This is a genomic window from Streptococcus merionis DSM 19192 (assembly GCF_000380085.1).
Lineage (GTDB): Bacteria > Bacillota > Bacilli > Lactobacillales > Streptococcaceae > Streptococcus > Streptococcus merionis.
The window spans coordinates 16,537-30,346 of sequence record NZ_KB904541.1; the positions used below are offsets into that span (position 1 = coordinate 16,537).

The following is a 13,810-nucleotide window of genomic DNA, read 5'->3' on the forward strand; positions in this document are numbered from 1 at the left end:
TTAATTTACAGACTATAGATATTGTTATCAATTATTTTAAGGAGATTGCGGATGGTCAATAACGGAAAGAGTATTTTAACTAGATTGAAGAATGATGAATCTTTTTCAACTACTTTTTTAGAGTTATTGTACAGTAAAGAAAAGCTAACAGCAAAGGATGCGGAATTTTTATTTTCTATCGCAATTGTATTTATTGAAGCTTTTGAAGAGGATACTAATAAAAGATACTATATTGAATTTGCATATGCAACGATTGTCCGTACATGTCTGAAACTAGGTGATTATAGGGGTTTATTTGATTTTGCGATAAATTTTGGATTTTATCCAGTTGCACGAAAGATTTTTCAAGATAAACTAATAAGCGATGTCTCCTTTCAAGAGATTCTCTCAAATATTCAATTAGAGAAATTTACTTCAAGAAATAAAATAAATACTTTAGAACAGCATAATATTACCAAAAAAATTTTAGATTCAAATAATAATTTTGCATTTGTTGCTCCAACCTCATTTGGAAAAAGTGAGATTATTTATCAACATATTCTCAGAAACAATGAAGAAAATAATATTGGAATTATTGTTCCAACCAAAGCTTTAATTGACCAAGTAAGTAGAGAGATTAAGGAGATAGAGGGCTTGAATCGAAAAATTATCATTCATGACCAAAACTATGATAGTGATAATGATTTTCGAGTATTGGCTATTGTTACACAAGAAAGAGCTCTTAGATTACTTGAACAAAATATGGTTTTTGATTCTCTATATATAGATGAAGCACATGAACTTTTTAGTTTTGATTTTAGAAATAAGTTGGCGAATAGAAGTATATTATTAACTCGTTTAATTAGAATCAGTAGAGAACTTAATAGTGAATTGAACGTTTATTATTTTTCACCCATGATTAAAGATGTTAATAGTTTGCAATTAAAAAATAAACAAGTTCATATAGATTATTTCAATATAAAAAACAATCTAAAAGTATTAGATATCAGATTTGTTAATATGGAAAATGATGAGTTTGCCTACGATCAATATCTAGGATCGCTTTATAAGATAGGAGAGACAGATAATAATTTCGGGTATATTATAAACGAGACTCAAAAATATAAAAAGTCATTACATTTTTTATATCGTCCACGTTTTATAGAGCAATATGCAAAAGAACTTTTTGAAAATCTTCCAGAGACTACGGATCGACCACAAACTTTAGTAAATTTAATTGAAGAACTTAAAGAAATTGTCCACCCTAGATTTAAATTAATTAGATACTTAGAAAAAGGCATTATTTATTTACATGGACGTATCCCAAGTAATATTAGAAATTATTTATTGAAATACGTTCGTGAAGATATAGGTGTGAGGCACTTTATTGCGAATTCAGTAGTTTTAGCTGGCATGAATCTGCCTATCGACTCACTATTTTATATTTCTGGCTTTTCAAATTTTAATGATTTGTACAATTTAATCGGGAGAGTTAATAGATTAAATGAAATTTTTGGGAATAAGGGTGACATAGAGAGAATATTAATTCCGATTTATTTTGTGGAAATGGAAAGTTACCCTCAGAACGGCAATGGAAACATGCAAAATAAAGTACTATCTTTGCGAAGTGAATTAAAGGATGAAGTAAAAAATCCTCTTTTAGAGGAAGCTGCGATTGATGAGAGTAATCGTGATTCAAGCGAAGAGATTATAGAGTTAGAAAATGCAGTGATAAGCAATTTCAATAATCCCGATTTTATTTCGCGACTTACTCGAGCAGGAGCGCAGCAAATTTTGAATTATTCAGAAACAGGATTAGAATTGCTTGAAGGTATTATAGAAGAATCTAAAGTTTTAACTGAATATGAAAATATATATGAAGGAGTTCTACATAAGATCAAAGAAATATTTTTTGATCCATTTGTCAGTCTGTCAGAGGAGAAATCAATTATTTACAAGTATTTTAGACCAACTAACAATGTCAAACGTTTACGATTTGATTCAACAATAAGTTATTATGCTGGTTTTATACCAAGCTCGTATTCAAACCTGAGGATTAGAGTAGAGAAGCAAGTAAAATATTGGAATAATATTATCGAAAATCAGCAAGAAAATAAAGGTGAAGTTGGATATTTACAGTATATAGGCACACAGTTTGGGGAGAAAACATACAATTCAAGTGATTATAATGATTCAAGGGCAAAAGTCTATATTGATATAAGAGAATATCATGAAAGAACAGATGAACTTTATAATTTAGCGATTATCAAGCTTCAAGTAGATGATGATTTTGTTGATTATGAAATTAATTTACTAGTTAATACTTTGAAAGAATTTGGTATTCTTTCAGAAGAACAGTATAATCTATTTGTTTTTGGAACGACTGAAAATATTGATTTGAAAATTTTACAATTAGGCATCAGTAAAGCTTTATATCAAAAATTAAAGGAAGAGAATCAAATATCAAATATAATTTTTGATGAATACAATAATCCAAGGGCAAATAGTCAGTTAAAAAAGTATATTGGAACGAAATCTGGCATTGAGAAATTTGAACTTGAGCAATTTCTTTTATAGTATGTTAGACTAGATAAGTTTTTAAAAAAACTAAGGTACTTACATGACAAATTCTATAAGTTCACCAAGGGTTGGGAAATATGCGGTTGCAGCGTTTTTCAGTGGTATTGGATAGCCTTAATGCAGATAATCACTATTTTCAAATATGCACATTTTTCCTAGATACATTGATAAGTATTGCAAAAGGATAGTTAGTTTTTGAAAATCTACTATAGTAAAAGGTTAAAATAATTTGCCGTTTAAATAGTTTTTTGCAAGTATGACAATAGTGAAAAAATAACAGACTCGTCATATTGACAGGCCTGTTATTTTATTTCTTCCCCGTTCCAAAGTAATCCATCACGTCTTGGTAATATCCGCGGTCTTGGTGGATTTGGGTGAGAAGGGTTTTGTCGTGAGTGTGGGTGATGCCGTCACGCATGAGTTCGGTGTAGAGGTCTAAGTAGGGAATATTAGCTTCTTTGGCCCGTTTGAGCTCTAGCTCTACATCAAAAGCGACTTTGCGAAAATCAATTTGGCTGATACCTGTCTCATCAATTTCAAGGATGGCATATTGGGCGCGTAAATCCTCGCGCAGCTTGTCCCAAGGATAGTAGGGCTGGCCGATGGAACCCGGGTTGATGATCATTTGTCCTTGGCTACTGTAGCGCAGGGTCTGGACATGGATGTGACCGTAAATTGCAATATCAACAGATGAATCGGTAAAAAGCACATCGAAGCGTTCAGTTGGCGCATCGTAGACTAATTCTCGGCCAAAATTTTTATGGGGCATGTGGTGGCTGATAGCGATATTGATGCCATTGATCTGCCGCTTAGCTGTCATAGATGTTTGCCGCAGGGTCTCAATATCTTTGGCAGTCAAATGAGGATGGAGGTACTGGCTGAGCCTTGCTAGATAGATGTCTGTCGGATTATTGGGATTAAAGCTATTGTCCAAACTCCGCAGGAAGCAATCTTCCCAATTGCCACGGACGCTGAGTGTAATCGGGATCCGTCTGAGCAGGTCAATGATGTCTTGTGCTCCTGGACCAGGCAGGAAAAGATCTCCCAGAAGCCAGTATTCAGTGATGTTTTGCTTTTGGGCATCAGCCAGTACGGCTTCGAGGGCTGTACGGTTACCATGAATGTCTGAAAGTAGGGCGATGCGGTGGGTCATGAAATCTCCTGTGATAGATTATCTAAAACTTCCTGAAAGCTAGTTGATTCAGCATTGACACTGATCGTTTCAAGGGTGAAAGGATGCTGGAAACTCAATTTTTGCGCGTGGAGCATAAGGCGAGAGGCTGTTTGCTTAGAGTAGAGCGGGTCTCCTACAATCGCATGTCCGTGGTGACTGAGGTGAACCCGAATCTGGTGTGTTCGGCCGGTCTCTAACTTGCAAGATACTAGGGAGTTTTTGCGGATCGCTTTTTCCAAGTGGACATGGGTTTTAGCCGATTGCCCCTTGCGGTTATCCACTAGACGCTTGCGTTGGTCATGGCGGTCACGGCCAATCTTATCTGTGATTGTCCAATTATCTTGCTTAATCCTGCCTTGGCAAAGAGCCAGATAAGTTCGGGAAATTAAGCGTTTTTCTAGCAGTTGATTGAGAATAGGAAGGACAAAGGGATTCTTGGCAAAGAGGACAGCTCCGCTGGTTTCCATATCTAATCTGTGAACGACATAGCAGGTCGCTCCAACTTCGGTCGAGACGTGATTGAGTAGGGCGATTTCAGTTGGGTCATTGCCATGAGTTTTCATGCCTGTGGGCTTATTAACAATGATGATGTGTGCATCCTCGTACAGAACCTCAATCAAGCCTTTTTGACCTTGGGGTAAGATTTTTTCAGGGTAATCTTCTGCATCGAAGGTTAGGGTCAACAGGTCACCGGGGTTGACGGGGCTCTGCCAATTGATGGTGTCGCCGTTGACCTGAACATGTTTTTTGGTTCGCAAAAAATGGCGAATTTTCCGAGGAATCAATAAGTAATTTTCCAGCAATTCCTTGACAGTCATCTGGGGAAATTGGTCTGGAATGGTAATCTCATAGTGCATAGTTCTATTTTATCATATTTTAAAGGGTCTGCACTTGTCAAAGTTAGCGTAAACCTCGAACGATATTCACACGATTCTTGAAAAGTGTCGCCTATTTCTGTATAATGAGAAGGTATGAGCAAAACTCGCAGGTGAAATTCCTGCCATTTGATCAAGAAAGGACGGAAGTGGCAGCTCTGCTATTTCCAAGAAAGAATATGACTTCAGTTGTTGTTGTAGGAACCCAGTGGGGAGATGAAGGTAAGGGCAAGATTACGGATTTCCTATCGGCCAATGCCGAGGTGATCGCGCGTTACCAAGGTGGTGACAATGCTGGGCACACCATCGTAATCGATGGCTTCAAATACAAGCTACACTTGATTCCATCAGGGATTTTCTTCCCTGAAAAACTTTCGGTTATCGGTAATGGTATGGTGGTCAATCCTAAGTCATTGGTTAAAGAATTGGCTTACCTTCATGAAAATGGTGTGACGACGGACAATTTACGTATCTCAGATCGCGCCCACGTTATCCTGCCTTACCACATCAAGCTGGATCAGCTGCAAGAAGAAGCTAAGGGTGATAACAAGATTGGCACGACTATCAAGGGTATCGGCCCTGCCTATATGGATAAGGCTGCCCGTGTGGGGATTCGGATTGCAGACTTGCTAGATCGTGATATCTTTGCAGAACGTCTCCAGATTAATCTGGCTGACAAAAACCGTCAATTCACCAAACTTTATGGTTCAGAAGGTATCACATTTGACGAGATTTTTGAAGAATACTATGAATATGGCCAGCAAATTAAGAAATATGTGACGGACACATCAGTGATCCTTAATGATGCCTTGGATGCTGGCAAACGCGTCCTTTTTGAAGGGGCACAAGGGGTTATGCTGGATATTGACCAAGGGACTTACCCTTATGTGACATCTTCTAATCCAGTGGCTGGAGGGGTCACTATCGGTTCTGGTGTAGGGCCAAGTAAGATTGATAAGGTTGTTGGCGTCTGCAAGGCGTATACGAGTCGTGTCGGAGATGGACCGTTTCCTACGGAACTCTTTGATGAGACTGGAGATCGTATTCGCGAAGTTGGTAAGGAATACGGGACAACAACAGGTCGTCCGCGTCGTGTAGGCTGGTTTGACTCTGTTGTCATGCGTCATAGCCGTCGTGTATCAGGAATTACCAATCTCTGTCTCAACTCAATTGATGTGCTCTCAGGGCTTGACACAGTGAAAATCTGTGTGGCCTATGATTTGGACGGAGAGCGCATTGATTACTACCCAGCAAGTCTTGAAACCCTCAAGCGTTGCAAACCAATTTACGAGGAGATGCCGGGTTGGTCTGAGGATATTACCGGTGCGCGTAGCCTAGAAGATTTGCCAGAAAATGCTCGCAACTATGTTCGTCGTGTCAGTGAGTTGACTGGAATTCGCATTTCAACCTTCTCTGTAGGGCCAGGTCGTGAGCAGACCAATATCCTCGAATCCGTTTGGTCAAGCTAACTATTTAACAAACAAGGCGCAAGTGGTTCATTCCTATGCGCCTTTCTTTTGCCTTGACAAGCCCTATGGAGAATGATAGACTGAGAGCGATTATAAAAATGTGACTCTTAGAAAGAGGTTGAAGCTATTGCAACGTCTAAAACATCAAGAAAAAAGACCAGTTCAGCAATTTATTTTAGGAGGAGTGACGCTTATTGCAGCGGGAACTCTGTATCTGACGACAGTCAATCAGACATTAGAAGCAAATCGGCGCGCAACTGAAGCAGCTGAGGCTGAAAAGGCTAAATCGAAAAAAACAAAGGAAACAACAGAGCCAAGCACTAAAGAGTCAACCGAGGATATAAGCGAGAAGAATACAAATGGAAGTACGGCGCAGTCATCTGAGAAGATTGCTGAACCAGAGGTTGCTGTTCCAGCAGTATTGGTTGAGGAAGTCATACCGTCAGTTATTTATGAACCGTCAGACACCTCTACGCCACCTGTTGTTGAGCCTGCTGAGCCAACTGTCGAAGAGACATCTACAGTTGAAGCACCTGCCACTGAGCCGTCAGCAGCAGAACCAGCTGAATAAACGTGAAGAGAGCTGAGCTTGCGACGATTCTTTTAGAGAAAACACAGTTTTTCACAGTGGTTTGGAAAAGTGAAGATTAGGACTTAAGCATGATTTCAAAGAGATCAATTATCCTCGCTTTTTGTCCCATACATCAACTGTTTAAATATAAAACTGAAAGAGGGAGCGAGGGAGAGCTACCATGTTTGTCTGTCTCAGTCTCTCGTAACATACGGGGTGGGAAATGAGCTCTTTCGGAGTTAGTCAGAGTTGATCCCACTCCTTTTTTAATAAATTTGTCCGGAAATCCAAAAACTTTCAAAAGCTGGTTTTTTCATAGTCTAAGAGAGCTGATTGTAGCAATTGAGGCTCGCCATTTCTGAAGGCGACCAATCTAGAGCTGCTCATCAGTTAATAAAAATAGCTAGATGACTATCATTTTCTCAGAACGGGTTGTAGGAGGTGCTCAACCATGAGATGTGGGAATTAGAACAGACCTGATGACTTGGCTTTGTGGTTTTAAATTAGGGCTAAAAGTAACTGATTTTGAGTCCGAATTTGGCACCACAGCGGGATTATTTTTAGGTATTACTGACCCTGAGAATCCCTGTTTTAAGTTTCCTACTTAGTCAATTCTTGCAGTCTTCCGTGTAGGATTTCCTAAAAATAGCTAGGAGTTTAAGGAGTTATGATGTCTTTTGAAAAGTCGTTTTTTGAAAAAAAGCAGGTCAACTGGTCCAGCTTGGCAGACTTTGGCTTTGTCAAGGAGGATGAGGTTTGGCACTACTGCGAGCTCTTTTTTGATGGTAGTTTTGAGGCTCAGATTCAAATTATGCCAGATGGTCAGGTGATGGGTCAAATCGTTGATGTAGAGCTGGACGAGCCTTATTTGGCTTATCAGGTTCTAAGTCCTGTCGGAGCGTTTGTCCATCAAGTCCGTGATGCTTACAGTACTATCTTGGAGCGAGTTGCTGAGGCTTGTTTTACAGAACAGTTATTCCGCTCTGATCAGGCTAATCGTCTGGCTCAGAGAATTTTGAAGGAGTTTTCGGATAAGCCTGACCACCCCTTTAAACGGATTCCAGAAGCAGTCGTTTTTCGTAGTCCTGCCAATCAAAAATGGTATGCTCTTGTGATGTCAGTTAGCCGCAATAAGGTTGATAAGAAGAAGCCGGCAAGTTCAGAAGTGGTTGACATTTTAAACATCAAAGTCAACGAGAAAGTCTTGCCTCAGCTCTTAGAAAAAGGTGGCTTTTATCCAAGTTATCATATGAGCAAGACCAGCTGGCTGACCATTATCTTGGATGAGACTGTTGATGATAACCTGATTTTTGACTTGCTCAGTCAGAGTCGAGCTTTAGTGTCACCCAAAAGCTATCGGGCAGCGGAGAATGAACCTGATTATTGGATTATTCCTGCCAATCTCAAACTTTATGATATCGATTTGGATTTTGCTCAGAACAAGGAGCAAGTTTGGCACCACAAGGGGAAGATAAACGCTGGTGACATCATGGGGATTTACATTACGGCACCGACCAGAGCCCTGCGCTATATTTGCCGCATTTCTGATGTTTTTCAGGAAAATGACGAGATGATGATGCGTCTTCATCTTGTGAAAGTATTTCCTGATAATGAGTTTCCGATTGATCGTCTCATTCAGCTCGGTGTTAAAGCGGTGCGGGGACCTAGACGAATGACCCCTGATTTGGTTGCAGAAGTAAAAGCTATTCTTTAAAATGAAGTACAATTAGGATGATTTTTCTCAAAAGGGACGCATCAGTGCGCTTTCGTGCGAAAAATAAAAACAGTTTGAAATGCATGTATTCGGACAAAGATGACATGCATTTTTCGTGCGGTTGTTCGGTCGCGGGGATTTTATTTCTTCTGTAGAAGATTACAGCACCTGTATTTAGTAAGAGACCTTAATTCAGGAAGAAAGAGTACTGACAAAACGAGCGATAAGTAGTAGAAGAAACAGCAAGAATGGCTAGTTCGTTTGTCAGGTGTCAAATGAGAGCAAGCTGTGGTATAATGAGAGCATGAGAATTGTATCTGGCCAGTATGGTGGTAGGCCGTTGAAAACCTTGGCTGGTAAGACCACACGCCCGACTTCAGACAAGGTTAGAGGGGCAATGTTTAACATGATTGGGCCTTATTTTGATGGCGGTCGTGTTTTAGATTTGTACGCAGGAAGTGGCGGATTGGCTATTGAGGCGGTGTCAAGAGGAATGTCTCAGGCTATCTTGGTTGAAAAAGACCGTCAGGCTCAAGCTGTGATTGCAGAAAATATTGCCATGACTCAAGAAGCAGGTAAGTTCACCCTGCTTAAGATGGAAGACCGTCACGCCTTGCAGCAAGTATCTGGTCAGTTTGAGTTGGTTTTTCTGGATCCTCCGTATGCTAAGGAAGCGATTGTGGACGTGATAAAAAATCTGGATCAAAGAGACCTGCTTAGTTCGGATGTGATGGTCGTTTGCGAGACGGATAAATCGGTTGATCTGCCAGAAGAAATTGGTTCCCTAGGTATTTGGAAACAAAAAACTTACGGGATTTCAAAGGTCACGGTGTATATCCACTAAAAAACTGTGTTTGTCAGTAAAATACTTGGGCTGAGATGATTTTTTGCTCTATAAAAGCTGATGAGCAGCGAAAAAGTCATCTTTAAGTCGGGGCTTTTGCTGTGAAGAGAGGTTTTTAGTATCAAGACTGGAGGCAGTGATGCAAGAGCGTTGGTTATATGTGCTAATTGCGATGGTATTTATATTGCTCATCTACCTATTGCGACGGATGAGACGCTTGGAGAATTTGGTTCGTCATTATAAATTTAAAAACCAAGAAGGAGTAGCGGCTTGGACTAAGACTCGTAATCCTCTGTTTCTCATTTTAGCTGTGATTCAAGGGCTTTATTGTTTAGGAGATCTTATTTATACAGGGTTTCAACCCAGTGATCTCTACCGTTTTTTAATCCTTGTTGGGCTACCCTTGTATCTTTATTTTTCGGACGATGATTAGGAGAGAAACTGCGAGATTTCTTTGATATTCTGACAGGGTGTTTGGTAGGAATTGCTTATCTGTTTCTATTTTTTCTGGCTAGCGCTCAATTGGCTGGGCATTTAAATAAACCGCGTTGGAAACCAGGTCTTTGGTGTTTTGTTTTACTACTAGGAATCTTTGCTCTTGAAATAATTGTTGATGGCATCAACCAAAGGAATTTAGGTAAGTTTTTACTGATTATTAGCGGGAACTTCTTTCTCAGCTAGTAATGTTAGAACAGATAAGAATGAGAAAGAGCCTCAATAAAAATTAGAAGGGAATGAATATGTCATCAAAAATTGGTCTGTTTACAGGCTCCTTTGATCCCATGACTTTAGGACATTTGGATATTATTGAACGCGCTAGCCAGCTTTTCGATGAATTGATAGTCGGTATTTTCTATAATCCCCACAAAGAAGGCTTGATTCCTGTCCCACAGCGTAAAGATTGGCTAGAACAGGCACTTAGGCATCTTGAAAATGTCCGCATTTTGACCTCGAAAGAGGAGTTGGTCGTTGAGGTAGCGAGACGAGAGGGCGTGACGCATCTGGTTCGTGGACTGAGAAATGCGACCGATTTAGAGTACGAAGCCAGTTTTGACTTTTACAATCGTAATCTCGCCCCTGAAATTGAGACTATTTACCTGCTGGCTAAGCCGGAACTAAAATTTGTCAGCTCAAGTGGTGTCCGCGAGCTCATCACCTTTAAAGCTGACTTTTCAGCTTATGTTCCTGAAACTATTGTAATAGAATTGGAGAAATACCTTGAAGAAACTAAGTCGTCGAAATAAGGAGAAGGCCTTAATCATTAGCTTAGCGCTTTTGTTAGTTGCTATGATGGCGGCCTTTATTGTGCCCCTACCCTACTATATTGAATCTCCTGGTGGTGCTCAGGATGTGCGGACGGTGCTTTCGGTGGACGGTAAGACGGATTCAAAAGATGGCTCCTACAATTTTACCTATATCACCATGACGCCAGCAACTTTTGCGAGTTTGGTTCATGCCTGGATGACACCTTTTACAGATGTCTATTCTCGGAATGAAGTGACTGGTGGCGCAAGCACCGAAGACTTTAGTCGTATCAACGCCTTTTACATGGAAACGTCTCAGAATATGGCTGAGTATCAAGCTTTGACGCTTGCGGGAGAGGATATTACCATGGATTACTTGGGCGTGTATGTCTTACAAATCATGGAAGATTCAACTTTTCGAGGCATTCTTCACATTGCAGATACGGTCACAGGAGTTAACGGTCAACGCTTTGAATCATCTCAAGACTTGATTGATTATGTTTCCAAGCAGGATTTAGGCGCTGATGTCGAGGTGACTTTCCAGTCTAATGGTAAAACTCGGACTGAAAAAGGCCAGATCATTAAATTAGAAAATGGCAAAAATGGGATTGGAATTGGTCTTACAGACCATACTCAGGTAGCCAGTTCGCATGATGTTGCCTTTAGTACAGCAGGGATTGGCGGGCCATCTGCTGGTCTTATGTTTACCCTTAGTATTTATACTCAGATTGCTGATCCTGACCTTCGCGCAGGGCGTCATATTGCTGGCTCTGGCACGATTGAAAAAGACGGTACAGTCGGAGACATCGGTGGGATTGATAAGAAAGTTGTTTCGGCGGCAAATAGCGGAGCAGAGATCTTTTTTGCACCAGACAATCCTGTTGATGAGAAGATTCTAGAAGTAGATCCCAAAGCCAAGAATAACTACCAAACAGCTCTTGAAGCTGCTAAAAAAATTAACACAGATATGGTCATCGTCCCTGTCAAGACAGTCCAAGACGCTATTGATTACCTAAAGAATCACTAGAAACTGAAATGATTTCGGAATAATCTTCTGGTTTACTTGTGATGACAGTTTCTAAATCAGCTATCCAAAATGGGAAGATATTCGTTATTTTTCTTATTAAAAATAGCTTTTTGCAGTGGTTTGAAGAAGTGGAGCTCGTTTTTGTGAAAAACCTTACTTCTATTCTGAGACTGCTAAAAAGAGCACTGCATTGAAAAATATATGAGCAGTACTTAGCAAAAATAAGAATGAAAATAAAAAACGAACGCTAATTCCTTTTTAAATTTTAAAGGAGTTCAGTCGTTCGATTTTTTGTATGTATTTAAGATACAAAGCCCGTTAAGAAAAGCATGAAAAATGAAAAAATTGACGAAGAGTGTAAACACTCTAGGAAATTTTTGAATTTTATCGAGCTTTTTAGGGCGTGTTCAATTCATTAAGATACAAAGCCCGTTAAAAAATCCGATGGAAAATAAGGGGACCGATGAGTTTGAAGCCTCAAGGAAGTTCATGCATTTTACAGAGCACTTTAGCCCGTATTCAGTTGGTTAAGATATGAGCCCGTGTTCAATTCATTTAGACACTATTGAATCAAGAAAGTTTAGGAGAGTGGCTGTCTATTTTGTTAATTTTATAACAATGTCCTAAAAATCCCTTGAACTAGACTAGGAAGTGTGATAAAATAAATTGGTCTAAATATTTTAGGAGAATTAAGAATAAGGAGACTAACAAGTGTTCAAAAAAATGTTTGTCCCAGTGCTCATGGTTTTCATTTTGATTGCGGCTCTTATTACGCCACACATCACGGTAAAATCAGCTGAGCAAGGCGACGTCGTCACTAGAATGTACATCACAGATGCCAATGGTAAAGAGATAACAGGAGATATTAGTCAGTGGCAGTCTTTCCGAATTAACGGAGATTTTTCATTGCCTAATAATGTCGTCAAAGAAGGCGACACCACAACGGTTACACTTCCTCAAGAAATTCAATTTAATGGACAAGCAGCCTTTGATTTGACGGATGCTAATGGAAATGTTGTCGGTAAAGGGGTTGTTTCTGATAGTGACCCGCGTAAAATTGTCATTACCTATACTGACTATCCAGAGAAGAATTCCAATGTGACGGGCTCCTTCTTCTTTTATGTTCGTTTTGACTTCTCGGTTGTTCCATCTCGTAAAGAAGTACCTATTAATATAACGATTGGTGGCAAAATCTTCCCAGCGGGGAATGTGACATATGAGGGGATCGGTAAAGATCCTGCTCGTCCTATTGCTAAATCAGGTTGGCAAGATGCTAATGATCCGACCATTGGTCACTATTTTATTGACATTAATCGTGATAACAAGGATATGACCAACGTTCAAGTTTTAGATGTCCTTAAGGATCCCAACATTACCTACATTCCAGATAGCTTCCGTGTTGTTAGAGGGACTATGGTCTTTAGAGATGGTGACTGGCACGTAGACAATCAAGAAGATATTACTGATCAAGTCATTCCTGATCGGAGCGTACTTGCTAACAGCAGCAGTTTCCAACTTAAGCTAGGGAATTTATTGAAAAATCAGGGGATTCGTATTCGCTACCAAGTGAAGTTGCCATATACCCCTGTTGATGGCGAAAGATTCACTAATGAAGCGACAGTATCGTCTAATGATGGTACTACCAATAAAGCAGAATCAAGTTATATCTTCTACGCAGCTGGCGGTAAGGCTGAGGGATATGTTTATAGCATCAATATCAAAAAAGTTGATGAAAATGGTCAACCTCTTCAAGGTGCAGTTTTTGATGTCATTCGTGAGAGGACCGGTTTATCTGTTGGCAAGCTGACATCTGACGTTGATGGCTCGGCAACACTCGGAAATCTCCTTCAAGATACTTATATCTTAAAAGAAATAACAGCACCATCTGGCTACAGTAAAGCTGATGATGTAAAGATTGCCCCTTCAGATTTTGATTCAGCAAGTAAATCGATCACAAAAACCATTACCAATACCAGAGAAACTGTTAAGATTCCTGTTACTAAAAAATGGGTCGGAGATACGGAAGCGAGTCGCCCAGAAGCGATCTTGGTGCAGCTTTACGAAGTTATTGATGGAAAAAACGTTAAGGTTGAAGGAAAAATGATCGAGCTTGATGCTGCTAATGATTGGAAGGGTGAATTTACGAACCTTCCTAAATCCCGTGATGGAAAAGATATCGTCTACACTGTTAAAGAAGAGAACTTCTCACCAGAATTCTATTCAGTAGCAATTTCTGGTGATATGACAAAAGGTTTTACTATTACCAATACATTTATTCCACCAACCACAACGACCACGACCGAGTCGACGACCACTACTGAGTCCACAACCAC

The 13,810-nt window shown here is 39.8% G+C and carries 12 protein-coding genes; 10 read left to right on the forward strand and 2 right to left on the reverse strand.

Annotation, left to right across the window (positions count from 1 at the left end; genetic code table 11):
* Positions 1-51: 51 nt before the first annotated feature.
* Entirely contained in the window at positions 52-2,556 is a 2,505-nt protein-coding gene (locus A3I5_RS0103865) for a DEAD/DEAH box helicase (protein ID WP_018373309.1), read from the forward strand.
* Positions 2,557-2,866: 310 nt separating this feature from the next.
* Here A3I5_RS0103865 and A3I5_RS0103870 read toward each other — a convergent pair whose 3' ends face one another.
* Both A3I5_RS0103870 and A3I5_RS0103875 read right to left on the reverse strand, forming a co-directional pair.
* Entirely contained in the window at positions 2,867-3,712 is an 846-nt protein-coding gene (locus A3I5_RS0103870) for a metallophosphoesterase family protein (protein WP_018373310.1), read from the reverse strand.
* Positions 3,709-4,590, reverse strand: coding sequence for an RluA family pseudouridine synthase (locus tag A3I5_RS0103875; RefSeq protein WP_018373311.1), 882 nt, complete (start codon positions 4,588-4,590; stop codon positions 3,709-3,711). The genes A3I5_RS0103870 and A3I5_RS0103875 overlap by 4 nt, the downstream gene beginning before the upstream one ends.
* Positions 4,591-4,787: 197 nt before the next feature.
* Here A3I5_RS0103875 and A3I5_RS0103880 point away from each other — a divergent pair, with 197 nt between their 5' ends.
* From A3I5_RS0103880 to A3I5_RS11580, 9 genes are all read left to right on the forward strand, one after another.
* Complete coding sequence (locus A3I5_RS0103880) at positions 4,788-6,077, forward strand: adenylosuccinate synthase (RefSeq protein ID WP_018373312.1); 1,290 nt, start codon at positions 4,788-4,790, stop codon at positions 6,075-6,077.
* Positions 6,078-6,204: 127 nt separating this feature from the next.
* Positions 6,205-6,648 (forward strand): hypothetical protein, encoded by a 444-nt coding sequence (locus tag A3I5_RS0103885; RefSeq protein WP_018373313.1) that lies wholly within the window; start codon positions 6,205-6,207, stop codon positions 6,646-6,648.
* A 667-nt stretch (positions 6,649-7,315) separates the two neighbouring features.
* Positions 7,316-8,362 carry an MmcQ/YjbR family DNA-binding protein gene (locus A3I5_RS0103890; RefSeq protein ID WP_083903291.1) on the forward strand — a complete coding sequence of 349 codons (1,047 nt, stop codon included), beginning with the start codon at positions 7,316-7,318 and terminating at the stop codon, positions 8,360-8,362.
* Between the two features lie 304 nt (positions 8,363-8,666).
* Positions 8,667-9,206, forward strand: coding sequence for a 16S rRNA (guanine(966)-N(2))-methyltransferase RsmD (gene rsmD / locus A3I5_RS0103895; protein ID WP_018373315.1), 540 nt, complete (start codon positions 8,667-8,669; stop codon positions 9,204-9,206).
* 139 nt (positions 9,207-9,345) lie between these two features.
* Positions 9,346-9,639, forward strand: coding sequence for a hypothetical protein (locus A3I5_RS0103900; protein ID WP_018373316.1), 294 nt, complete (start codon positions 9,346-9,348; stop codon positions 9,637-9,639).
* A 41-nt stretch (positions 9,640-9,680) separates the two neighbouring features.
* Complete coding sequence (locus A3I5_RS12790; protein ID WP_145955198.1) at positions 9,681-9,887, forward strand: hypothetical protein; 207 nt, start codon at positions 9,681-9,683, stop codon at positions 9,885-9,887.
* Between the two features lie 59 nt (positions 9,888-9,946).
* Positions 9,947-10,450 (forward strand): pantetheine-phosphate adenylyltransferase, encoded by a 504-nt coding sequence (gene coaD, locus A3I5_RS0103905; protein ID WP_018373317.1) that lies wholly within the window; start codon positions 9,947-9,949, stop codon positions 10,448-10,450.
* 43 nt (positions 10,451-10,493) lie between these two features.
* Positions 10,494-11,477, forward strand: a complete 984-nt coding sequence (locus A3I5_RS0103910) for a SepM family pheromone-processing serine protease (protein ID WP_051071085.1) — start codon at positions 10,494-10,496, stop codon at positions 11,475-11,477.
* 711 nt (positions 11,478-12,188) lie between these two features.
* Positions 12,189-13,810 (forward strand): Ig-like domain-containing protein (locus tag A3I5_RS11580; protein ID WP_040834538.1); only part of this gene is annotated, 1,622 nt, incomplete at its 3' end.